The following is a 21,393-nucleotide window of genomic DNA, read 5'->3' on the forward strand; positions in this document are numbered from 1 at the left end:
TGGCGTTTCAAGATTCGCTTCGGCCGCACTCAGGGCCATTCGTGGCATTCAGCGTTCCAGCCGCTGGGGAGTCGATTACAGTAGCAATTGTCACGGCCTACGCGAGAACTTCTCATGTTCCGCTATCTGTCCAGGGCAGGCCCTCGATCGCTATTTCGCCAACACCATTCGGAGCCGCCGCACCGGCCATTCGGCGGAGGATGTCATATCGACGGTGAATGATCCTCACCTTAGACGTGACATCTGCGACTTCCGCTTCGAGTTCCATTCCGGCACCGTTCTCGAAGGAGCCGTCGCAAGCGTTCTGTCGTCTATGCGACTGGGGGAACGACATGAGGGTGCTGCATGTGATCAGCACTGCGGCGGAGGGCGGTGCCGAGCATCAGCTGCGGCTGCTGCTGCGCCGGCTGCCCCACGACAGCGAGGTGGTCACGCTCTCCCCGCCCGGTACCGAGGCCCGCGCCATCCAGGCCGGCGGGATCCCGGTGCACGAACTGAACACCGGCTGCGACCGGGACCTGGCGGCGATCGTACGGTTGCGCCGCCTGATCCGCCGTGGCCGTTTCGACCTGGTGCACACCCACCTGTACCGGGCGTGCGTGCAGGGCCGGATCGCGGCCCGGCTGGCCGGCGTCCCGCACATCGTCGCCACCGAGCACCACCTGGGCCGGGCCGGCGCCACCCGGCTCGGGCCGCTCTACCTGCTCAGCGAGCGGCTCGGACAGATGACCATCGCGGCCACCGCGGCGATCGCCGGCCGGCTGCGCGGCTGGGGTGTGCCGGACGAGCGGATCGCCACCATCCCCCGGGCCATCGACCCGGCCGAGTTCCGGTTCGACCCGGCGCTGCGGGCCGCGGCGCGGGCCCGGCTCGGCGTGGCCGGCGACGTCCCGGTGATCGGGGTGACCGGCCGGCTCACCCCGGCCAAGCGGTTCGACCTGCTGATCCGGGCGGTGGCCGAGGTGCCCGGCGCGGTCCTGCTGCTGGTCGGCGACGGCCCGGCCCGGCTCGCCCTGGAACAGCTCGCGATCATCGAGGGGATCGCCGACCGGGTGCTGTTCGCCGGCACCGTGCGGCACCCCCGCGAGATGCTCTGCGCGATGGACATCTTCGCCTCACCGGACCGCAACAGCTGGGGACTGGCGGTGCTGGAGGCGATCGCCGCCGGGCTGCCCGCCGTCTACGCCGCCTGCCCGCCGCTGGAGGAACGCGCCGCCGCCCGGGCGCCGGTCCGCGGCACCCACCGGCTCTCCCCGTACGACAGGGAGTCGCTGCCCCGGTCGCTGCGCGCCGAGGTGCTCTGCCACCAGGAACGACGCGGGGCGCGGTTGCCGGCCCGCACGGCCGGTCCGCGGTACGACGCGGACCACCTGGCCGCCGCTGTCGAGCAGGTCTACGAGCGGCTCACCCTGACCGCACCACTTCCCGGGTGCCCGTCACTGCCCGGCGGAGGCGGGTGGAACGCATGAGCCGGTGCCAGGCGACGTACCCGAAGATCGTGCCGATGGTGTTGGAGAGCAGGTCGTTCACGTCCGTCCACCGGGTGCCGTGCACGGTCAGGATCAGCACCAGCTGCGTCAGCTCGACGCACAGGCTCAGGAGGAAGCCGATCCGGACCACCCGCAGCCGGCTCACGATGCCGAAGTTGAGGTGCAGCAGCGCGGCCAGCGGCAGGGTCATCAGGGTGTTCAGGACGAAGTCGCGGCGGCGCATGCTGAGCGTCGGGACCAGCAGGATGCGGTAGGTGTCCGCCGGGCCGGAGTCCGGGCCCCAGACGAAGTGCGCGGGGAGCATGGTGGCGCCGAGCACCGCCACCGCGTACCACGACAGGGCCCAGGCGGCGAGCAGGCGGCGGGTGGTGAGCCGATCCCGCCGGCGCAGCCACCACCAGGACAGGACCATCAGGATGCCGCCGAGTGGCAGCAGCACCGGCAACGCCGGGATGTCGAACTGTTCAACGCGCATCGAAACCCACGCTACGCGACCCCGGTGGCGTCGCTCCTCGCGCTCGCGAACCCCACCCCGGCGCGCCGGGTGAGCTCCCCCACCGAGTCGGTCCGTCGCTCTGAGGTCACCGGAGCCAGCCCTCCTTGCGGGCGATCCGGATGGCGTCGAGCCGGTTGCGGGCGCCGGTCTTGGCGATCACCGCGGACAGGTAGTTGCGGACCGTGCCACCGGAGAGGTAGAGCCGGCCGGCGATCTCTTTCACCGACTCGCCCTCCGCGGCCAGGCCGAGCACCTCCAGCTCCCGGGTGCTCAGCCCACGGTCGGTGTTCAGCGAGGCGGCCTGGAGCATCGGCGAGACCACCCGCTCGCCGGCGGCCAGCCGGCGCACGGTGTCCGCCAGCGAGGACGAGGCGGCGCTTTTCACCAAGAAGTTCATCCCGCCGTTCCACCGGCGGGGCGGGAGCATGCCGCGCTTGGACGGGTCGCAGAGCAGCAGCATCGCGCAGGACGGGATGGCGGTGTGCAACTCGTCGGCGATCGGCAGCACCTGACTCACCATGTACTCCGTGTCGATCACGATCACCGCCGGCCACAACTGCGCCGCGCGGGGCGCGAGATCGGCATTGATCGGCAAGGTGGTCACGTAATGCATGTCCGGTTCCGTCTCCAGGAACGTGCGCACCGGGACGCCGAAGTACCCCTCGTCTCTGACCACCACGACCCGGATCATCACACCACCCATCGTCGATGGGCACCGGGCCGAGACCCGGCGCCGAACCGTCTGGAACGCTCGACGCACCAATTCTTAGACGACTCGCGGTCCATTCTGCGAGTGCGGCACAAGTCGATCCGATAAAGATCTTCAACGGTACGCCGTGGGGCAGGTCAAAAGGGTTTCGTGCCACCGCCGACGAGCGCGGGTCACCTACCTAACGTAACCGCCGGGCACACTCTGCGCACCTTCTGTCGGCCGTTCGACGGAGTCAGGTCCACCGGATCAACGAATCCGGCGACCGGAACAGGCGGTTCATCCCGACTCCCCCTTCCGCATTTGCCCACCAAGCTATACAAATAGGGGGTTCCCGGACATCGGTCGTTGATCAGGCCCCGCCGGAAAAGAACCGTCCCGGCGCACATTCCACGAAAGAGATCACCCTTTCGCGACCGTTTTCGATAACCATATTGATCATTTCTCGGGCCGCCGCCTCGCGCCCTGGTCAGGTCGAGCGAGCACATCGGAAGCCGATGTTGCCGGTGCTGCTGTCCGGGGTGTTGCCCATCCGGGCCGAGACCCGGTAGCGGAAGCAGTAGGAGGAGTGGCACAGGTACGACCCGCCGCGCAGCGCGCGACGATCATCCGCGAGCCGGTCGCCGCCGAACCGGTCGGCCGTCCACTCCCAGACGTTGCCGGTCATGTTGTACAGGCCGTAGCCGTTGGGCGGGAACGCGCCGGCCGGGGCGGTGCCGAGGTAGCCGTCGGCCAGGGTGTTGCGGGCCGGGAAGTCGCCCTGCCACACGTTCATCCGGTGCTCGCCGCCGGGCCGCAGCTGATCGCCCCACGGGAAGCGCATGCCGTCCAGGCCACCGCGGGCGGCGTACTCCCACTCCGGCTCGGTCGGCAGGCGCAGTCCCGCCCAGCGGCAGTACGCCACGGCGTCGTCCCAGCTGACGTGGACGACCGGATGGTCACCCCGGCCGTCCAGCGTCGAGGCGCCTCCCTCGGGACGCCGCCAGCACGCTCCGGGCACCTCCCGCCACCAGGGTGCCGCGGCCACCGCGGCGGTGGGCGGGAAGTCGTCCGGGAGCAGGCCCGCGAAGACGAACGACGTTCCGCAGCGCTCGGCCGTCGTGCGGTGGCCGGTCGCGTCGACGAAGGCGGCGAAGTCGAGGTTCGACACGCAGGTGGCCGCGATCTCGAAGGGCGCGACCCGCACCCGCCGGACCGGTCCCTCACCGTCCTCCTGGTAGGCGTATCGGTCGTCGCTGCCCATCCGGAACGTCCCCCCGCCGAGCGCGACCAGGTCCGCGACGACGGACCCGGCCGGCGGGGGCGACGGTGGAGACGTCCCCGCTCCGTCCGTCACCACGCGCGCCGGGCCGCAGCATCCTCCGGGACCGTGTTCCGCCATCCCGCTGACCTCCCTCGGTGGCTACTGGCGCGCCAGCGCCACCCGGATCTCGCTCTCGGTGTCGACGATGAGGTCGCCGCTCACGTCGACCGTCACGCTGTGCAGGGTGCCGGTGAACCGGAACGGCGACCGGTAGGCCGGGGTGACCGGCGACCCCGGGTTGGCGCCGCAGGCCATGCCACCCGGGCTGAACATGATCGGGGTGGTCACCGGCAGGTCGGACTGAGCGATCAGCTCACCGTCGATGTAGAGCTGCGCCCGCCCCGGCGTCCCGATGCCTCGCGCGATGTCCGGCTTGTCGGTCGGCTCGAACTCGAAACGCAGGGTGTGCCGTCCCTCCGGCACCCGGTCGGGCGACGAGACCGAGTGGACCGCCCGGCCGACGTAGTTGTGGTCGTAGTGCAGCCGGCCGTCCTTGAGGTAGAACGAGTAGCCGCCGGTGTTGGCGCCCTGGCTGAGCAGCACTCCCTCGGCCCCGCCGGCCGGGATGTCGACGTCCGCGCTGATGTGGTGCGGGCGGTTCAGCACCCGGGGGGCGACCGCGTACGGCAGCGACTCGGTGCCCGGCCAGAACGTGTAGCTGGTGCGGTCCCTGGTGAGCTGCGGACGCTCGGTCATCAGCCGCTCCACGGCGCTGCCGTCGATCGGCAGGACACCGAACTGTCCGGCTTGGACGTACCACAGTCCGATCAACGCGATCAACCGGTCCCGATGCCGGTCGGCGACGTTGTGGTTCTCGGCGAAGTCCTCGGCCACGTGGTAGAGCTCCCACGATCCCGCGTCGAGCCGGCTCAGGGCCTCCGCGGTGATCGGGGCGCCGAACGGCCGGCCGGCCTCGGCGAACGAGGGTCCGGGCCACGGGCAGACGGCTCGCCACCCGTCGTGATCGATGGCCCGGTGACCGAACATCTCGAAGTACTGGGTGTGGTGCCGGGTCGCGGCGGAACCGTCGTCGAAGGTGTGCGCGAAGCTGACCCCGTGGATCGGCGCCTGGCTGACGCCCCGGATGGTGGGCGGCGGCTCGACGCCGAGCGCGTCCAGCACGGTCGGCACCATGTCGACGATGTGCGCGTACTGGTACCGGATCTCGCCGCGGGCCCGGATGCCACGCGGCCAGTGGACCAGGAACGGGTCGCATGAGCCACCCCGATAGGTCTCCCGCTTCCAGCGGCGGAACGGCGTGTTGCCCGCCCAGGCCCAGCCCCACGGATAGTGATTGAAGGTGCTCGGGCTACCCAGCTCGTCGATGCGCGCCACACTGTCCTCGACCGGCTCGGGGGCGTTGTTGAAGAACTGCGTCTCGTTGGTCGTGCCGCCCGGCCCACCCTCGGCGCTCGCGCCGTTGTCGGAGACCACCATGATCAGCGTGTTGTCCAGCTCGCCGATCCGGCGCAGGAAGTCGATCAGGCGGCCGATGTGGTGGTCGGTGTGGGACAGGAAACCCGCGAAGACCTCCATGCTGCGGATCGCCAGGCGGCGGGCGTCCGCCGGCAGCGAGGACCAGTCCGGTACGTCCGGGTCGTGCCGGGACAGCTCCGCGTCCGCCGGGACCACGCCCAGCTCCTTCTGCCGGGCGAAGACCTGCTCGCGGTACGCGTCCCAGCCCTCGTCGAACCGCCCCCGATAGCGGTCCGCCCACTCCCTGGCCACGTGATGCGGGGCGTGCGTCGCGCCGGGGCAGAAATGGAGGTAGAACGGCTTGTCCGGGGCCACCTGCTTGGCACCGGCGATGTAGGAGATCGCCTGGTCGGCCAGGTCGGCGGTCAGGTGGTAGCCCTGCTCGGGGGTGGCCGGCGGCGCGATCTGCTGATTGTCGCGGACCAGGTCCGGGTACCACTGGCTGGTGTCGCCACCGAGGAAGCCGTAGAACCGGTCGAAGCCCCGGCCCAGCGGCCACCGATCGAACGGCCCGGCCGCCGACTCCTGCTCGGACGGCATCAGATGCCACTTGCCGACCAGGTACGTGTTGTAGCCCTGCTGGCCCAGGATCTCCGACAGCATCCCGTTCTCGAACGGGATCAGCCCGTCGTACCCCGGATAGCCGGTCGCCAGCTCGGTGATGGCGGCCATCCCGTTCGCATGGTGGTTGCGACCGGTGACGATGCACGAGCGGGACGGCGAGCAGAGCGCCGTGGTGTGCATGTTGCTGTAGCGCAGGCCGTTCGACGCGAGCGCGTCCAGATGAGGCGTCTCGATCGGGCTGCCGTAGCAACCGAGATGCCCGAACCCGGTGTCGTCCAGCACCACCACCACGACGTTGGGCGCGCCGGGTCTTGCCCGCCGCGGCCGCGGCCACGCCGGACTCGACTCGTCGGTGGTCCGTCCGATCACCCCGGTGAACGCGCTGCCTGGCTGGTACTCGGTGAATGCCATCTGAGCCTCTCCCCCACGGCCGGGCCCGGCCTCTCCCGCTCACCGAACACCTGATGTCCCGGCATCACCTCACCCCGTCGGGACGAATCGGGGAACGACGAAGGCGCCCCCGGCCGGAGCCGGGAGCGCCTTCGTGGTGAAGCCGTCAGTGCAGGACGATCGGGGTGGCCGCGGCGGCACCCTGGTCGTCGAGCAGCTGGGCCGCCTGGCGCCTGCGGGGCAGGAAGAACGCCGGGATCAGCGTCAGCAGGGTCAGCGCGAAACCGACCCAGAACGTCGTCGCGAACGAGTCGGCGGCGAAGTTCAGCCCGCGCTCCAGCAGGTCGGGCGGGACGGCGGCGGCGATCTGCGGGTTCTGCTGTGCGGCGATGGCGGCACCCGCCTCGGTGACCGGGTCGCCAGTCGGGGAGGCCATGCCGGGGATCACCGGGGAGTCGTTGAGCTGGTTGGTGAGGATCACCGACATCATCGCGGTTCCGACCGAGCCGGCGATCTGCTGCAGGATGTTCAGCAGGGTGGAACCCCGGGCCACCTCGTGGTGGGTCAGCGTCTTCAGCGCCGAGGTCATGATCGGCATCATGGTGCCACCCATGCCGAGGCCCATCACGAACAGCGAGCCGCACAGCAGCACGTAGGACGTGTCGGTGTCGACCTGGGTGAAGGTGAAGAAGCCGGCGGCGATCAGCAGCAGCGCGAACGGCACCGTCCGGCCCACCGGGATCTTGTCGGCGAGCATGCCGGCGATCGGCATGGTCACCATAGCGCCGATGCCCTGCGGCGCCATCAGCAGGCCGGCACTCAGCGTCGACTCGCCACGGATCTGCAGGAAGTAGCTCGGGAAGAGCAGGCCGGCGCCCATGAACGCGATGGTGAACACGGCGAGGGTGATCGTCGAGACACTCAGGTTCCGGTTGCGCAGCAGACGCAGGTCGAGCAGCGGGTGCTTCGGCTTGAACGAGTACACCACGAAGCCGATCACCAGCAGCGCGCCGGCGAGCATCGGCGCCCACACCTTGGTGGCGGTGAACTTGCCCTCCCCGGGCAGCGACGACACGCCGTAGAGGAACGAGGCGAGACCGGGCGAGAGCATCAGCATGCCGAGGAAGTCGAACGACTCGGACGGCTCCGGGCTGTCCTTCTCCAGCGCCCACCACGCGTAGACCAGCGCGACAGCGCCGATCGGCAGGTTGATCAGGAAGATCCAGTGCCAGCTGGCGGCCTCGATCAGCCAGCCACCGAGGATCGGGCCACCAATCGGGCCGAGCAGCATCGGGATGCCGAGCACGGCCATCAGCCGGCCGATCCGCTCCGGACCGGCGGCCCGGGTCATGATCGTCATGCCGAGCGGCATCAGCATGCCACCGCCCAGGCCCTGGAGCACCCGGTAGCCCACCAGCTGGCCGATGTTGTCGGCGGTGGAGCAGAGGACGGAGCCGATGGTGAACAGCAGCAGCGCCGTCATGTAGAGGCGCTTGGTGCCGAACCGGTCGGCCGCCCAGCCGGTCAGCGGGATGACCGTGGCCAGGGCCAGCGTGTAACCGGTCATGGTCCACGCGACCTCGGCATAGGTCGCGTCGAACTCGCTCTGGAACGTGGGCAGCGCGACGCTCACCACGGTGATGTCCAGAATCGACATGATGGCGCCGAGGACGACAACCCCGGCGATCTTCAAGACGGCCGCGTCGAGCTTGGCTGGCGCAGCCTGGGCTTGACTACTCAAAAGAAACTCCCATGGCCGCATGGGCCCATGCGGCGGATTGTCCGGACAGATGCGGCGGGCTCAGCCCCCTGGGCCCGCCATGTCACGGCGTGAGCGTAGTCCCCGCCCGCCGGGGGCCACCTCCCCATTATCCGGCACCGGACTGTGTCGCTCCCCACTGCGGCGCGGATTCGCGCACCCGGACCGCGGCCGCCACGCCGAGCCCGTCGGCGGCCCAGTGCACCAGGGCCGGAGCGAGCAATCCGCCACCGAGAAACCGCAGGGCACCGAGCACCACACCGGCCACACCGGTGACCACCGCGTCGGTCCACGGGCGTCCCGGACCCAGGTGCCAGAGCCCGAACAGCACCGCCGTCACCCCGGTGGCCCAGACCGGCCCGTGGTCCCGGTCGATCGTCCCCCACAGCACGCCGCGGAACGCCACCTCCTCGAAGACCACCGTGGCCAGCGGAATCGCGACCAGCGAGGTGTACCACGGGCGCTCGTAGGAGGTACCGAAGAAGCGCCGCGCCGCCGGCACCCGGATCGCCACGGCATAACCGAGCCCGATCGCCAGGACGCCGCCCAGCGCGTACCGAAAGCCGGAAAGCGCGAGTCCCACCTGCCCGGACGTGAGGCCGGAGACCGCGACCAGCGACGCGGCGGCCAGCGGCCCGGTGACGGGCTGGGCCCAGCCCGGCCCGAAGCCGGTCCAGAGGCGCACCGCCACCATGATCAGCAGGAGCACCGCCAGCGCGGAGGACATTCCTCAGAATAAATCGCTCGACTCCGGCCGGCCGGGCGCACTACCTTGCAGCGAGTTCGGAACAGCGGAGAGAGGGGGACCCGATCATGTGGACCCCCGTGTCGCGATACGACCTGATCCTCGTGTCTGGTGTGCCCGGTCCCGGCCGCGCCACCGGGGCTGGACGTCCCTGACCGCCTGAGTGTTCCGACCTCGGCGGCCGGGCGGGCGCGCGTCCCTCGACCGATCCGCATCGAAAGAACCGACCATCATGCGTGTCCGCAATCTCGGCATCCTCGCGCACGTCGACGCCGGCAAGACCACGTTGACCGAGCGCGTCCTCTTCGCCACCGGCACCACCCACAAGCGCGGTGAGGTGCACGACGGCACCACCGTGACCGACTTCGACCCGCAGGAGCGCGACCGTGGGATCACCATCTTCGCCGCGGCGGTCAGCTGCGACTGGGCCGGTCACCGGCTGAACCTGATCGACACTCCCGGGCACGTGGACTTCTCCGACGAGGTGGAGCGGTCGCTGCGAGTGCTCGACGGGGCGGTCGCGGTGTTCGACGGGGTGGCCGGCGTCGAGCCGCAGTCCGAGGCGGTCTGGCGGGCGGCGGACCGGCACCGCGTGCCGCGGATCGCGTTCGTCAACAAGCTCGATCGGGCCGGCGCCTCGCTGTCCGGCGTGGTCGCGTCCATCCGGGAGCGGCTGGACGTCGTTCCGCTGGTGGTGCAGGTGCCGATCGGCGAGGAGGCCGGGTTCCGTGGCGTCGTCGACCTGGTCGGCATGCGGACGCTGACCTGGGACGACGGCGTCCTGTCGGAAAGTCCGGAGATTCCGGCCGACGCCCGGGAGGCACGACAGCGGCTCGAGGAGCAGGTCGCCGAACTGCACCCCGATGTCCTGGCGGAACTGGGCGAGGTCGCGGACAGCACACTGCGCACCGCGCTGCGGGACCTCACCCTCAGCGGCGAGGCGGTGGTCGTCCTGTGCGGCTCCGCCTATCGGGACAAGGGCATCGAGCCCCTGCTCGACGCCGTCGTCGACTATCTCCCGGCCCCGGCCGGCGACCGGCACCACGGCCTGGCCGCGCTGGTCTTCAAGGTGGACACCGGGAGAACCGGCCGCCTCACCTACCTGCGCGTCTACGACGGCACGATCACGAAGGGGGACACCGTGGTGGACGTGGGCGCCGGTCGTACCGAAAGAATCGCCCGCATCCTGCGGGTCCAGGCGGACCGGCACACCGAGATCGACCGGGCCGTGGCCGGCGACATCGTCGCCGTCGCCGGGGTCAAGGCGGCCCGGGTCGGCGCCACGCTGGCCGGCCGGGACAATCCCGTGCTGCTGGAGGCGCCGCGCGGCAGCGAGCCGCTGGTCTCGGTCGCCGTCGAGGCCCGGACCCGCCAGGACGCCCTGCGACTTCCGGCAGCGCTGGCCGCGCTGACCGAGGAGGACCCCGCCCTTTCGGTACGCCTGGACGCCGAGACCGGCCAGACCCTGCTCTCCGGGCTGGGCGAACTACACCTGGAGGTGGCGGTGGAGAAGCTGCGCCGGCGCACCGGCGTCGCGGTGACCATGGGCCGCCCGCGGGTGGCGTACCGGGAGACCGTCCGGCGCGGCGTCACCGGCCTGCTCTACCGGCACGTCAAGCAGGACGGTGGCGCCGGCCAGTTCGCGCACGTCGTGCTGGACGTCGCCCCGGCCGAGGGGTTCACCTTCGCCTCGGCGGTGACCGGCGGACGGGTCCCGGCCGAGTACATCCGCGCGGTCGAGGCGGGCTGCCGGGAGGCGCTCGCCGAGGGGCCGCTCGGCGGTCACCCGGTGACCGGCCTGCGGGTCACGCTGACCGACGGCCAGACCCACCCGAAGGACTCGTCCGAGATGGCGTTCCGCGCGGCCGGCCGGTTCGGCCTGCGGGAGGCGCTGCGCGCCTGCGAGATGCGGGTGCTGGAACCGGTCGCGGAGGTGACGGTGAGCGCTCCGGCGGAGACGCTGGGCGCGGTCCTCGGCGACCTCGCGGCCCGGCGCGGCCAGATCGCCGATTCGGGGGTACGGACGGTGACGGCGCTCGTGCCACTGGCGGAGTTGTTCGGCTATGCGACGCAGTTGCTCAGCAGGACGCATGGCCGGGGGACGTTCACCAGCCGGCCGGCGGGTTATCGCCCGGCGGCGTGATCGGTTGGCCCCTCTCGTGTCTGGTGACTCGGGAGGGGCCTCTGGTGCGGCGCTGCTTTCGCATGGAGGCGGTTTCGCGCGGGGCACTCTCGCGCTTTCTCGCGCGCTGGCTCACTCGCGCCTTCACACGCGCTGGCTCAATGGAGGCGGTTTCGCGCGGGGCACTCTCGCGCTTTCTCGCGCGCTGGCTCACTCGCGCTTTCGCACGCGCTGGCCCACTCGCGTTTCTCGCGCGCGGGTCTTCTCAGGCCGCGGTGATGCCGCCGGTGGTGACCGGAGGGAACGTGGGGCCGAGGTGCACCTCGGTGCGGGCCGGCTCGACCGGGATCGGGGCCGCGCCCGCGCCGGCTTTCGGCAGCGGGCGGCGCGGCTGGACCCGGCCGGAGCTGCCACCGCGCCCCGGATAGACCAGCAGCCCGTTGACCGGATCGGGCACCGCGTCGAGGGCGGCACGCACGGCCGGCAGCGCACGGAAGTCCGCGAACCGCTCGTCCGTCCGGAAAGCGATCTCGAAAAGCACTCCCCAGGAGTGCCGATGCCAAGCCCAGTCGTAAGCCCCGTGCGTGACGGCGGCCTCGACCAGCGCGTTCCCATACGAGTCCTGCCAGCGGGCGGCGGAGAGCCGCGGCCCGTCGAAGACCTCGATCGACCACCAGTGCAGCTCCATGCGATCCAGCGTACGACCGCGGCGCATCGATGAACGCGCCAAATAATCTGTCGCAGGCCCCGGTGTCGATCCGGGCGAACCACCCTTATGAGGGGCGGGTGGGCAGCCGGCCCGCCTGCGGTGATCCCACAGTGGATGACACACTCCGCGCCCCGGCCGGACTCGAACCGGCGAGGCATCGCCGCCTTCCACCGCGTACGCGGCGGCGGCCGGCGCCCATCGGCTGGCGTCTCCGACGTCGGGCCGACCGGATGCGAACCGGCGGCCTCTCGCTCCCGGGGCGAGCGCGCTGCCAGGCCGCGCCACGACCCGTTCCTTCTTCTGCCACGTCGGGATGGCGGGATTCGAACCCACGGCCCCCGGCACCCAAGGCCGGTGCGCTGACCAAGCTGCGCCACATCCCGTGCGGAGAGTGAGAGATTCGAACTCTCGGTGAGGGTCGTGACCCCCACTACGGATTAGCAATCCGCCGCCTTAGACCACTCGGCCAACTCTCCCTGTGGACCCGGCCGGATTCGAACCGGCCACCTCCGCTGTGCGAGAGCGGCGCTCTACCAAGAATGAGCTACGAGCCCTTGCGTACCCGGAGCGCGATTCGAACGCGCACTTCCACCGTCCTGAGCGGTGTGCCTCCTGCCGTTTGGGCTACCCGGGCATTGCTGCGAGCGGAGGACTCGAACCTCCAACCTTCCGGTTCAGAGCCGGACGTGCTGCCAGATTGCACCAGCTCGCAATGCGTGGAACCAAGTCGTCACCGGCGTTCACCGTGCCCACCACGCGAGCCGGTGACGGCTCGCTGTCGCGTCGCCCGTCCGGTGGTCCGGCCTTTCGCAGCCGCGGGCGATGACATGTGACGCGTCCCCGGAGAGATTCGAACTCCCGACACCCGGATCCGTAATCCGGTGCTCTGTCCGCTGAGCTACGGAGACTTGAAAGAGTGCGTGGACCTGGGCGGATTCGAACCGCCGACCCCCGGTCTGCCGAACCGGTGCGCTACCGGACTGCGCTACAAGCCCATTGTTCCGCCCGGCCGCCGGCGGGATGCCGGCGACCGGAACCGATGATGATGTGTGTCATCCACTGTGGAGTTGTCAAGGATCACGAGCACCGGCGAAGAGCCGGGATCAGACGCACGGGCAGCAGGATTCGAACCCGCATCCAACAGATTTGGAGTCTGTCGCTCTGCCGTTGAGCTACACCCGCAAGGGAAAAGGAAAACCGCCCGGTCCCGGATCGGGAGGGCGGCTGATCGACGCTAGCGGGATTGCTAGCCTCGCCACCACTCCGGACCACGCCACGGCTCACTGAGAACCGGCAGGCCGACGATCAGGGCTGCCTGGAGACGACCGGGTCGCGCCATGGCACTCGCACCGCGCGGCATCTGTCGCTGCGCCATACCGGCGATCGGCCACCGCATGATCGTCTCACCCCTCCCCTGATCGGTTCGCCGCCGGCCTTTCGGCCCGTCCGGCTCGCTGTTGAAGCACACAGTATTAGCGGCCTCCGGGACCGGCAACGCATTTAACCGGCGGTATCCGGTGAGGTATCCCGGATCAACGCATCGCCGCGGGCCGGCTGGGGTATATCGGAGGCATGAGCGATCTTGAGCCTGAGAGCTTCGCCGAGTTCGTGACCACTGATGGGCCCGGTTCGGCGGATGTCAGTGAACAGCCGGTGGACGGCGAGGACAGTGCGCGGCCGGAGCCGACGGAGGACATGATCGAACGCGGCGCTGCCGACGACTCGGTCGAGCGCGGTGCGGCGGCCGACTCCGGTGAGCCCGGTGGAGGTGGCGCGGTCGAGCCCGAGGCCGCTGACGACCTGATCGAGCGGAACACGGAAGAGCCGGATGACGAGGGGTCGTACCGATGAATTGACGCCGGGCCCCTGAGCCGGGGCCCGGCGTCGCGGTGCGGCTCAGACCTCGACCGGAGTGAGCTCCGGGAGGGTCGTCGGCGCGGGGGCCGGGGACGCGGTGACGGCGCGCCGGGCCGGGACCAGCAGGGCGACCAGGAAGGCGGCGGCGCTGGCGGCCGCGAGCAGCAGGAACGCCTCGGTGTAGCCGGACTCGGCGGGCAGGCCCTGCGGGCCGTGATGGCCGGTCACCACGGAGCTGACGACGGCGGTGCCGATCGAGGCGCCGATCGTCCGGATGTTGGTGTTCATGCCGCTCGCCACGCCGGTCTGGTGCATCGGCACGCTCTGCACGATCAAATTGATCATCGACGAGTAGAGCAGGCCGAGGCCGATGCCGAAGACCGCACCGGTGACCGCGACGACGGCCCGGTCGTGGTGGGCGAGCGCCAGACTCAGCGCGGCCAGCGTGCCGAGACCCGCCCCGATGAGCAGCTGCGCCTTGTTGCCGACCCAGCGGGTGAGCGGGCCGCTGAGCGAGCCGAACACCGCCATGGTCACCATCATCGGCAGCATCAGCAGGCCGGCGGTGGTGACACTGGCGCCGAAGCCGTAGCCGGTGCTGGACGGGACCTGCATGAGCTGCGGGACGAAGGCGAAGACGCCGAACATCGCGGCGCCGAACAGCAGCGAGACCAGGTTGGTCGTCCAGACCGCGGGCAGGCGCATCATCCGCATGTCGATCAGTGGCTCGGCCGAGCGCAGCTCGGTGACCATCCAGGCGGCGAAGAACACCACGGCGAGAGCAAAGGATCCGACCGTACGCGTGGCGGTCCAGCCCCAGGTGGTGCCCTTGCTCAGCGGCAGCAGCAGGGCCACCAGCCAGCCGGCCAGCAGCCCGGCGGAGATCCAGTTGATCCGTCCACGCACGCCGGCCGGGGACGGCGGGATGACGCGCCAGGCGGCGATGCCGACCAGGGTGACGGCGACCATCGGGATCCAGAACAGCCAGCGCCAGTCGAGCCAGCCGACGATCGGGCCGGCCAGCACGATGCCGAGCCCGCTGCCGCTGGCGATCACCGCGGCGAGGATGCCGATCGCCGAGGAGACCCGGTTCGGCGGATAGACGTCCCGGATGATGCCGAACGAGACCGGGAAGACAGCGGCGCCGAGGCCCTGCACGACGCGGGCCACGATGAGGACCGTCACGTTCGGGGCGACCGCGGCGAGCAGGCAGCCCACCGCGATGGCGGCGAGCGCGACGAGCAGGGTGCGGTCCTTGCCGATGGTGTCGGCGATCCGGCCCATCAGCGGGGTGGCCACCGAGGCGGCGAGCAGCCAGGCGGTGAGCACCCAGGTGACCGTACCGGTGCTGGTGTGCAGGTCCTGCTGGATGGTCGGCAGCACCGGGGTGACCAGGGACTGCATGAGGGCGAACGCGGCAGCGGCAGCGGCCAGCACCGAGAAGGTGACTCGCGGGGTCGCCTGATAAAGTCGAGGCATGCCTCCAGATTAGTGGAGGGGTGCCTCCGTTTTGCAAGTCGACGGCGGCCGGAGTGATGTGAGGAGGGTCTCCATGCCTGACGTGCCGGTCGCGGTGCGGCGCCCGCAGCGGGCGGACGCGCGGCGCAACTTCGACGCGCTGCTCGCCGCGGCCCGGGAGATCTTCGCGGAGCAGAGCACCGACGCGTCGCTGGAGGAGATCGCCCGGCGGGCCGGCGTGGGCATCGGCACCCTGTACCGGAACTTTCCGACGCGGCGGGATCTGTTCGAGGCGGTGTACGTCGAGGAGATCAGCCAGTTGAGCGCGGCGGCCGAGACGGTGGCGGAGCTGCCGCCGTGGGACGCGCTGCGCGCCTGGCTGGACCGGTTCGTGGGTTACGTGGTGACCAAACGCGCCGTGGTGGACGCGCTGAACCGGGACTCGGAGCTGTTCCAGGCCTGCCGGGTCACCATGTACGCCGCCGGCGAGCCGCTGATGGCGCGGGCCCGGGAGGCCGGCGCGGTGCGCGCCGACGCCAGCTTCGACGACGTGCTGCGGATGATCTCCGGTCTGGTGTCCGGCGCGTTCGTCGACGAGGCGCAGCGTGACCGGGTGCTGAATTTCGCCCTCGACGGGATCCGCGCGCGGCCCTGACAAAGCCCCGACGCATCCCCGCGCGACCACGGCTCGCCACCCACGGTCCGCTACTCGCAGTCCGCCGCCAGCTCCGCTGCCCACGGCCCGTGTCTCGGCCCGCGCGCCAGCCCGTCGCCCCAGCCGGACAAGAACTCGCCGCACCAGCCAACCCCGGGCTGGTCCTCACGGTCCCCTCCCGGACCCTGACACCACCACCACGACCAGCCAAGACCACGGCTGGTCGCCACGACCCCCTCCCGGGCCCCGACACCACCACCACAACCAGCCGGGCAGTGCGGAGTGGGCCGGACAGCGCTGGGCCCTACCGGGTGGACGGGAACCGGGTTGCCTCGGGCCGGCACCGCATTGGACATCTCGGGCAGCAGCCGACGAGAGCGGCACCCGCCCCGACAAATACACGAGGCCGGCTCACTCCCGGGACGGCCTCGTGACTCGCGCCGGCATCACCTTTTCGGACCGGTCAGGCGCTGTGGGCGTACGCCACATCGGGTTTCCGGGCGGCGAAGCCGGTGACGATCAGATAGAGGGCGGCGGCGTAGGTGGTCATGATCAGGACGCCGGAGGCGGGGAGGTGCAGACCGGCGGCGCCGACGCCGATCATCAGGTCGGAGAGCAGGAAGAGGGCGCCGCCGAGGGCGGTGCGGCGGGAGACGCCGACGGCTGCGGCGGCCATCGCGGCCAAGGCCAGGCTGTAGATCAGGATGGGGAGGCGCAGGGCGCCGAGGCGGCTCCAGAGCAGCGCGTTCACGGCGGCCCAGACGATCGCGTAGGCGGCGAAGGCGGGTACCCGCGGCCGGGCGCGGCGCAGGAACGCGGTGAGGAAGCAGAGCTGGGCGCCGAGGAAGAAGAGCATCCCGGCCAGGAAGGCCGGCCGGCCGTCGAGCAGCAGGGCGACGTCGCCGAGGAACGCGAAGGCGAGGGCGGCGCTGAGCCGGTTCCGCTCCCCGACATACCAGATCAGCAGGGGCGCGAGCAGGGGCTTCGTGAGCCACTGCAGGGCGGGCCAGTCGGCCGCCACCGCGATCACCTCGAGGATCGCGACGGCGATGAAGACTTTCCGCTTCATCCGGCCGGCTGCCAGCCGGGACGGCCGAACACGTAGCCGAGACGGTTCCGCCAGGTCGTCGCGGCACGCAGGTCGCGCCAGATCGCCGCGTACTCATGGGTCGCCACCTTGAGCGGGTTGTAGGTGGTGATGTTCGTGGTCAGACCGTAGGTGACCGGCTCGCCCTCGGGCTCGAAGCTGCGGAACAGCCGGTCCCAGATGATCAGGATGCCGCCGTAGTTGCGGTCCAGGTACGGATCGTTGGACCCGTGGTGCACCCGGTGGTGCGACGGCGTGTTGAAGAACCACTCGATCGGCCGGGGTAGCCGGTCGACGCGCTCGGTGTGCAGGAAGAACTGGTACGCCAGGCTGATCGACTGCTGCAGGAAGATCATCCACGGTGGGAGGCCGAGCAGCGCCAGCGGCAGCCAGAACGGCAGCGACGTCATCGGGGTCCAGCTCTGCCGCAGCGCGGTGGACAGGTTGTAGAACTGGCTGGAGTGGTGCACCACGTGGCTGGCCCAGAGCACCCGGACCTCGTGATGCAGCCGGTGGAACCAGTAGTAGGCGAGGTCGTCGGCGAAGAACAGCAGCACCCAGACCCACCAGTGGTGCGGGTCCAGCTTGATCGGGCTGAGCACGTAGAGGCCGGCGTAGACAACCGCGGTGAACAGCTTCCACGGGAAGCCGATCACCTGGCTGCCGGCGCCCATGGTCAGGCTGGTGGCGGTGTCGCGGGCTTCGTAGCCGCGCTCCTCGTCGTCGGGCAGGAAACGGTAGGACAGCGCCTCCATGACGATCAGCAGCAGGAACGCCGGGACGGCGTAGAGGACGGCGGGGATCATCGGACGGTCTCCTTCGCTTGCAGGAGGCCGCGCGCGGCCTCCTCGGCCTCGGCGGCGTCGCCGGCCTCGATCAGGGCGGCGAGCTTGCGGTGGGCGGCCACGTTCAGGACTTCTTCGGTACGCAGGTGGGCCGGCACCTGCCCGACCGCCAGCGTCCCGGCGGTGAGGCTGTTGAAGGCCAACAGGTACGCGATGTTGCCGGAGCCCTCGATGATCCGCCGCCACAGCGCGAGGTCGGCCAGTCGCATCGTGGGCAGGTCGGGAACCGCGGCGGCGTAGGCCTCCACGGCGTCGCTCACCCGTCGTTTCGCCTCCGGCGTCGCCCGCAGCGCACAGAGCCGGGCGGCGTCGGCGCCGATGCAGGCGCGCATCTCCAGCACGTCGCGGGCCAGGGTCTCGACGGGCAGCACGTCCTCGGCCGTGGTCAGCGCCATGGCCAGGTCGAGCCCGGCGGTGGCCCGCCAGTCCAGCACCCGGGTGGCGCCGCCCTGGCTGACCTTGACCAGCCCGAGCTGCTGCAGCCGGCGCAGTGCCTCCCGGATCGCGTGCCGGTTGACCTCGAAGGTCGCCGCGAGCTCACGCTCGCTGGGCAGCGCGTCGCCGGCCGGGTAGCGGCCGCTCACGATGGCGTCGCGCAGCTGCCCGAACACGTGGTCGGAGACGGACTGCCGGGGTGCGGGATCGAAATCCATGGACGGCAGTGTGCCGGGCGACACATCAACCCGTCAACTGGTTGGACCAGTCGAGGCACGAGAAAGCCGGGGTGTCGCCACCCCGGCTGTCGTGTCGGCGGCGGATTCCGATCAGCCGCGGCCGAACCAGCGACGCCACCCACCGGGACGCCGTTCCCGCTGGACCGGCGCCGGCTCCGCCGCCACCTCGTCCTCGTCCTCGTCGTCCGGCTCGCTCTGCCGCAGGACCGCGCGGGCCAGCTCCTTCTCGCCCTCGGCCGCGCCCGGCGTGATCAGCATCAGGTGTGCCAGCGACGTCCAGATCATCACCGGCCGGGGCGCCTCGGTCGCCGCCACCAGCCGGTCCCGGACCAGCACCCGCACCTCGTCCCGCAGTCCCGGTTCCCGGTAGGCGGCGGTGACCAGAGCGAACAGGGCCGCGTCGGAAACCCAGTCCTCCACACCGAAGGCCAGGTCGACCAGCACCTGCCGCCGGGTCGAGGTCTCCCACGGCTCGTCCGCGCGGTGGTGCAGGATGCCGAGGCAGACCCAGGGCTGCAGCAGCCGGTACCAGTACACCGGGTCGGACTTGGCCAGGATCTGGTAACGCCTGATGTCCGGCGCCTGTGGCGGATGCACCAGCAGGCCCAGCAGGTCGTCCAGGCTCAGCTCGCCGAGCGGTTCCGCCTGCAGGTAACCGGAGAGCGGCGACGGCCACGGCTCCGCGCCGACCCGGTAGAGCGTCTCGACGGCCGCCGCCGAGGGCGGGGCGACAGCGGGTACCGCGTCGTCGCCCTCGTAGCGCCAGACCGCGTACTTGCCGGGCCGCAACGGGACCCGCATGTCCGGCTCGCCGAACTCGGCGATGCCAACCTTCACCGGCGCGCCGGCCGCCCGCAGGAACGCGGCGAGCGCACTGGCCGGCTCGCCACCGGAGAGCCCCAGTTCGGTGATCGTGCCGGTCTCCCCGGCGGCCTGGCGGCGGGCCATGTCCCGGGCCATGTTGCTGACCGCCTCCTCGGGCATCGGCACCCAGTTGAGCCAGGTCTTCCGCTGGCCGGCCATGGCGAACAGCATGTCGGTCGTCGCGCAGCCGTGCGGGTCGTCGGCGATCGCCACCAGATCGGCCACGTCACCGGACTCCCGGAACCGCAGCGCCCGCCGGGCCGCCTCCTGATGCGGGAACTGCGCGTCTCCGGCGAGCTCCCGGAGTTTGACTTCCACGTCTTCGCTGGCCATGGCGGCAGAGCCTAGACGATCAAAAAGGCCGGCCGCCAGCGAATGTATCGGGAGTGGACGGACCACTCTCCCGCCGTACGCGGTGCCCGGCGCCGGGCCGTGCACCGGGGGGAGGCGCCGCCTGCCGGAGCGCGCCGACCGGCGTACCGGAAACCGCTCTTGATCGTGATGGTCGGCGGACCGTCAGGCGCGGCGGGTGAGCTGCTCGATGCAGCGGGCCTCGTGCTTGTCCAGCAGCGGGCCGAGGTCGGTGGTGGCGGACGCCTCGAACAGCTCGAACACCTTGTGGTAGTGCCGCACGTCGGTCGGCCCCCGGGACACCAGCCCGGTGTTGTACACGTCGATCAGGACCAGCCGGTCGTCGAGCAGCGTGAACCCGTGCAGCGGCGGGAACGCCAGCGGCCCCTCGTCGGGGATGACGGCGAACCGCACGTTCGAATGCCGGGCCAGCAGCGCGCGCAGGTGACTGAGCTGCGCCAGCATCTCGGCGGGCGGGCACACCTGGCTGCGCAGCACCGACTCGGTGATGACGAACCGGAACGACTTGGCCGGATCGCCGAGCACCTCCTGGCGCCGGATCCGCGCGGTGACAGCGGGCAGGATCGCGGTCTCGGCCGGCTCGTCGTCCACCGGCCGGGCCAGGGTCTGGAAGGAGAGCAGGGCTTCGCGGGCATATCCGCTGGTCTGCAGCAGACCGGCGAGCAGGGCGGGCTGGAAGTCGCGGACCTCGACGGTGTCCGCCTCCCACTCCGCGAGGCTTTCCTGCCGGCTCACCAGCGGCGACACCGTCGGACGCCAGTCGGTCATCCGGTCCTGAGCGTCCTCGGCCCGCCGGACGAGATCCCTGATCTGCGCCTCGTCGGCACCGAGCGCCCGGGCCACGGTCGCCACGTCGGCCGGGTCGGGCAGGCCCTTGCCGCGCTCCAGGCGGGAGATCTTCGGCTGGCTCATCCGGACCATGTCGGCCAGCTGGGTACCGGTGAGCCGCCGGGCCCGGCGCATCCGGGCGAGGGTGGCGCCGACCGGCTCCGGTTCGAAGGGGGCGTCATCACCGATCGACAAGGCGCCCCCTTCGCTTCACGTCACGACAGGCTGCCGAGCACCTCGCGCAGCAACTCGGCCGGGATTTCCACCAGCATCTCACCTTCCGGCAGATCAATGCCGGCCCGCTCAGCGGAGACGGTGAATCCCTGGACCACATAGCGCCCCGAATCGGTCCGATAGATGGTCGGACAAGATCCGGCGGAACAGCGGTTGGCCACCACTTGAAGGGAGAGCGGCGCCTGCTTGCCGCTCTCGCACGACGCATTATTCACAAGGGGAGAATAGGGCATAAGCGACAGCCTCCGCGGTAGAACGCTCCAGACGGGCCCAGCGTGTCAAGAGCCGCCCGAGGCGTTGCGCACAGCCTGTCCGTCCCGGCCACACCCTCACCGACCTGGGTAATACCGCGGTAAAGTGCCACCTGCCTGTCCGCCACATTGCCAGATCGAAATATGGAGAACGGGCTTCATTTTTTGCAGTCCATGAATGTGGGTGGAAATTCACGAGCCGTGAATAGAGGATCGGCGTATCACTTCGCCGCACCCTCCGGGGGTCGCAATGATCGGCACGTTGTCACCTTTCTACCTGGCACTGGCCGGACTACTGCTCATCATCGGACTTCGATACCTGAAACGGGCGCTCGCGCCGATCGGGGTGATCGTCGAGGTCGTCGCCTCGGCCGCCGTGGTCGCGTTCGCGCTCGGCGCGGCACTGGCGCTCATCGTCGCCGCCGCGTTCGCCGGCTGACCGGCGCACCGGAGCCGCGCACCGGGAGCTGGCATCGCCGTGACAGCGTGCTGTGCGGATCATGCC

At 70.6% G+C, this 21,393-nt stretch carries 19 protein-coding genes and 9 tRNA genes; 5 read left to right on the forward strand and 23 right to left on the reverse strand.

Annotated elements, in window-relative coordinates; all coding sequences use genetic code 11:
- The first annotated feature begins 332 nt into the window (after positions 1-332).
- Positions 333-1,469: a glycosyltransferase gene (locus Actob_RS31210; protein ID WP_284915440.1), complete on the forward strand. Its 1,137-nt coding sequence runs from the start codon at positions 333-335 to the stop codon at positions 1,467-1,469.
- Here Actob_RS31210 and Actob_RS31215 read toward each other — a convergent pair.
- The 6 genes from Actob_RS31215 to Actob_RS31240 all read right to left on the reverse strand — a co-directional run bounded on the left by Actob_RS31215 (position 1,405) and on the right by Actob_RS31240 (position 8,914).
- Complete coding sequence (locus Actob_RS31215) at positions 1,405-1,965, reverse strand: VanZ family protein (protein ID WP_284915441.1); 561 nt, start codon at positions 1,963-1,965, stop codon at positions 1,405-1,407. The two genes, Actob_RS31210 and Actob_RS31215, sit on opposite strands and share 65 nt — an antisense overlap.
- Positions 1,966-2,071: 106 nt before the next feature.
- A complete protein-coding gene (locus tag Actob_RS31220; RefSeq protein WP_284915442.1) occupies positions 2,072-2,677 on the reverse strand; it encodes a helix-turn-helix transcriptional regulator in 606 nt (201 codons plus the stop codon).
- Between the two features lie 487 nt (positions 2,678-3,164).
- Positions 3,165-4,076, reverse strand: coding sequence for a formylglycine-generating enzyme family protein (locus tag Actob_RS31225; RefSeq protein ID WP_456319230.1), 912 nt, complete (start codon positions 4,074-4,076; stop codon positions 3,165-3,167).
- A gap of 21 nt (positions 4,077-4,097) precedes the next feature.
- Complete coding sequence (locus Actob_RS31230; RefSeq protein WP_284915444.1) at positions 4,098-6,449, reverse strand: sulfatase-like hydrolase/transferase; 2,352 nt, start codon at positions 6,447-6,449, stop codon at positions 4,098-4,100.
- A gap of 145 nt (positions 6,450-6,594) precedes the next feature.
- Complete coding sequence (locus tag Actob_RS31235) at positions 6,595-8,169, reverse strand: DHA2 family efflux MFS transporter permease subunit (RefSeq protein ID WP_407653418.1); 1,575 nt, start codon at positions 8,167-8,169, stop codon at positions 6,595-6,597.
- A 127-nt stretch (positions 8,170-8,296) separates the two neighbouring features.
- Entirely contained in the window at positions 8,297-8,914 is a 618-nt protein-coding gene (locus tag Actob_RS31240) for a CPBP family intramembrane glutamic endopeptidase (protein ID WP_284915446.1), read from the reverse strand.
- Positions 8,915-9,164: 250 nt separating this feature from the next.
- Between Actob_RS31240 and fusA the strand changes: the two genes are divergently transcribed.
- A complete protein-coding gene (gene fusA, locus Actob_RS31245; RefSeq protein WP_284915447.1) occupies positions 9,165-11,075 on the forward strand; it encodes an elongation factor G in 1,911 nt (636 codons plus the stop codon).
- Between the two features lie 244 nt (positions 11,076-11,319).
- Here the strand turns inward: fusA and Actob_RS31250 are convergent, their stop codons facing one another.
- The 10 genes from Actob_RS31250 to Actob_RS31295 all read right to left on the reverse strand — a co-directional run bounded on the left by Actob_RS31250 (position 11,320) and on the right by Actob_RS31295 (position 12,945).
- Positions 11,320-11,742: a hypothetical protein gene (locus Actob_RS31250; protein WP_284915448.1), complete on the reverse strand. Its 423-nt coding sequence runs from the start codon at positions 11,740-11,742 to the stop codon at positions 11,320-11,322.
- 238 nt (positions 11,743-11,980) lie between these two features.
- Positions 11,981-12,054: transfer RNA gene (locus Actob_RS31255), tRNA-Pro, on the reverse strand.
- Positions 12,055-12,071: 17 nt separating this feature from the next.
- Positions 12,072-12,146: transfer RNA gene (locus Actob_RS31260), tRNA-Pro, on the reverse strand.
- 2 nt (positions 12,147-12,148) lie between these two features.
- Positions 12,149-12,239, reverse strand: a tRNA-Ser gene (locus Actob_RS31265).
- Between the two features lie 3 nt (positions 12,240-12,242).
- Positions 12,243-12,317, reverse strand: a tRNA-Ala gene (locus Actob_RS31270).
- Positions 12,318-12,322: 5 nt separating this feature from the next.
- Positions 12,323-12,397: transfer RNA gene (locus Actob_RS31275), tRNA-Leu, on the reverse strand.
- A gap of 4 nt (positions 12,398-12,401) precedes the next feature.
- A tRNA-Gln gene (locus Actob_RS31280) sits at positions 12,402-12,475 on the reverse strand.
- A 123-nt stretch (positions 12,476-12,598) separates the two neighbouring features.
- Positions 12,599-12,671: transfer RNA gene (locus Actob_RS31285), tRNA-Arg, on the reverse strand.
- A gap of 13 nt (positions 12,672-12,684) precedes the next feature.
- A tRNA-Ala gene (locus Actob_RS31290) sits at positions 12,685-12,758 on the reverse strand.
- 115 nt (positions 12,759-12,873) lie between these two features.
- Positions 12,874-12,945, reverse strand: a tRNA-Trp gene (locus Actob_RS31295).
- Positions 12,946-13,335: 390 nt separating this feature from the next.
- Here Actob_RS31295 and Actob_RS31300 point away from each other — a divergent pair.
- Positions 13,336-13,614, forward strand: a complete 279-nt coding sequence (locus Actob_RS31300; RefSeq protein ID WP_284915449.1) for a hypothetical protein — start codon at positions 13,336-13,338, stop codon at positions 13,612-13,614.
- A gap of 45 nt (positions 13,615-13,659) precedes the next feature.
- Here the strand turns inward: Actob_RS31300 and Actob_RS31305 are convergent, their stop codons facing one another.
- Positions 13,660-15,099, reverse strand: a complete 1,440-nt coding sequence (locus Actob_RS31305) for an MFS transporter (protein WP_284915450.1) — start codon at positions 15,097-15,099, stop codon at positions 13,660-13,662.
- A gap of 73 nt (positions 15,100-15,172) precedes the next feature.
- On the opposite strand from Actob_RS31305, the gene Actob_RS31310 reads away from it, so the two are divergent.
- Entirely contained in the window at positions 15,173-15,733 is a 561-nt protein-coding gene (locus Actob_RS31310; RefSeq protein ID WP_284915451.1) for a TetR/AcrR family transcriptional regulator, read from the forward strand.
- A 463-nt stretch (positions 15,734-16,196) separates the two neighbouring features.
- Here Actob_RS31310 and Actob_RS31315 read toward each other — a convergent pair whose 3' ends face one another.
- From Actob_RS31315 to Actob_RS31340, 6 genes are all read right to left on the reverse strand, one after another.
- Positions 16,197-16,802 carry a lysoplasmalogenase gene (locus Actob_RS31315; protein ID WP_284915452.1) on the reverse strand — a complete coding sequence of 202 codons (606 nt, stop codon included), beginning with the start codon at positions 16,800-16,802 and terminating at the stop codon, positions 16,197-16,199.
- On the reverse strand, positions 16,799-17,626 hold the full coding sequence (locus tag Actob_RS31320; protein ID WP_284915453.1) for a sterol desaturase family protein: 828 nt from the start codon (positions 17,624-17,626) through the stop codon (positions 16,799-16,801). Before Actob_RS31320 ends, Actob_RS31315 begins: the two co-directional genes overlap by 4 nt.
- On the reverse strand, positions 17,623-18,318 hold the full coding sequence (locus Actob_RS31325) for a FadR/GntR family transcriptional regulator (RefSeq protein WP_284915454.1): 696 nt from the start codon (positions 18,316-18,318) through the stop codon (positions 17,623-17,625). Before Actob_RS31325 ends, Actob_RS31320 begins: the two co-directional genes overlap by 4 nt.
- Before the next feature lie 111 nt (positions 18,319-18,429).
- On the reverse strand, positions 18,430-19,536 hold the full coding sequence (locus Actob_RS31330) for a hypothetical protein (protein WP_284915455.1): 1,107 nt from the start codon (positions 19,534-19,536) through the stop codon (positions 18,430-18,432).
- Positions 19,537-19,719: 183 nt separating this feature from the next.
- Positions 19,720-20,598 (reverse strand): helix-turn-helix domain-containing protein, encoded by an 879-nt coding sequence (locus tag Actob_RS31335; protein ID WP_284915456.1) that lies wholly within the window; start codon positions 20,596-20,598, stop codon positions 19,720-19,722.
- A 20-nt stretch (positions 20,599-20,618) separates the two neighbouring features.
- Positions 20,619-20,852 carry a hypothetical protein gene (locus Actob_RS31340; RefSeq protein ID WP_284915457.1) on the reverse strand — a complete coding sequence of 78 codons (234 nt, stop codon included), beginning with the start codon at positions 20,850-20,852 and terminating at the stop codon, positions 20,619-20,621.
- A gap of 298 nt (positions 20,853-21,150) precedes the next feature.
- Here Actob_RS31340 and Actob_RS31345 point away from each other — a divergent pair, with 298 nt between their 5' ends.
- Complete coding sequence (locus Actob_RS31345) at positions 21,151-21,327, forward strand: hypothetical protein (RefSeq protein WP_284915458.1); 177 nt, start codon at positions 21,151-21,153, stop codon at positions 21,325-21,327.
- Positions 21,328-21,393: the final 66 nt, after the last annotated feature.

This window comes from Actinoplanes oblitus (assembly GCF_030252345.1).
Taxonomy (GTDB): domain Bacteria; phylum Actinomycetota; class Actinomycetes; order Mycobacteriales; family Micromonosporaceae; genus Actinoplanes; species Actinoplanes oblitus.

Excerpts from the sequence above, each read along its gene's own strand:
- Actob_RS31300 (WP_284915449.1), top strand. The coding sequence starts at position 13,336 with ATGAGCGATCTTGAGCCTGAGAGCTTCGCCGAGTTCGTGACCACTGAT.
- Actob_RS31220 (WP_284915442.1), bottom strand. The coding sequence starts at position 2,677 with ATGATCCGGGTCGTGGTGGTCAGAGACGAGGGGTACTTCGGCGTCCCG.
- Actob_RS31225 (WP_456319230.1), bottom strand. The coding sequence starts at position 4,076 with ATGGCGGAACACGGTCCCGGAGGATGCTGCGGCCCGGCGCGCGTGGTG.
- fusA (WP_284915447.1), top strand. The coding sequence starts at position 9,165 with ATGCGTGTCCGCAATCTCGGCATCCTCGCGCACGTCGACGCCGGCAAG.
- Actob_RS31210 (WP_284915440.1), top strand. The coding sequence starts at position 333 with ATGAGGGTGCTGCATGTGATCAGCACTGCGGCGGAGGGCGGTGCCGAG.
- Actob_RS31250 (WP_284915448.1), bottom strand. The coding sequence starts at position 11,742 with ATGGAGCTGCACTGGTGGTCGATCGAGGTCTTCGACGGGCCGCGGCTC.
- Actob_RS31315 (WP_284915452.1), bottom strand. The coding sequence starts at position 16,802 with ATGAAGCGGAAAGTCTTCATCGCCGTCGCGATCCTCGAGGTGATCGCG.
- Actob_RS31330 (WP_284915455.1), bottom strand. The coding sequence starts at position 19,536 with ATGGCCAGCGAAGACGTGGAAGTCAAACTCCGGGAGCTCGCCGGAGAC.
- Actob_RS31320 (WP_284915453.1), bottom strand. The coding sequence starts at position 17,626 with ATGATCCCCGCCGTCCTCTACGCCGTCCCGGCGTTCCTGCTGCTGATC.
- Actob_RS31325 (WP_284915454.1), bottom strand. The coding sequence starts at position 18,318 with ATGGATTTCGATCCCGCACCCCGGCAGTCCGTCTCCGACCACGTGTTC.
- Actob_RS31310 (WP_284915451.1), top strand. The coding sequence starts at position 15,173 with ATGCCTGACGTGCCGGTCGCGGTGCGGCGCCCGCAGCGGGCGGACGCG.
- Actob_RS31230 (WP_284915444.1), bottom strand. The coding sequence starts at position 6,449 with ATGGCATTCACCGAGTACCAGCCAGGCAGCGCGTTCACCGGGGTGATC.
- Actob_RS31240 (WP_284915446.1), bottom strand. The coding sequence starts at position 8,914 with ATGTCCTCCGCGCTGGCGGTGCTCCTGCTGATCATGGTGGCGGTGCGC.
- Actob_RS31215 (WP_284915441.1), bottom strand. The coding sequence starts at position 1,965 with ATGCGCGTTGAACAGTTCGACATCCCGGCGTTGCCGGTGCTGCTGCCA.
- Actob_RS31305 (WP_284915450.1), bottom strand. The coding sequence starts at position 15,099 with ATGCCTCGACTTTATCAGGCGACCCCGCGAGTCACCTTCTCGGTGCTG.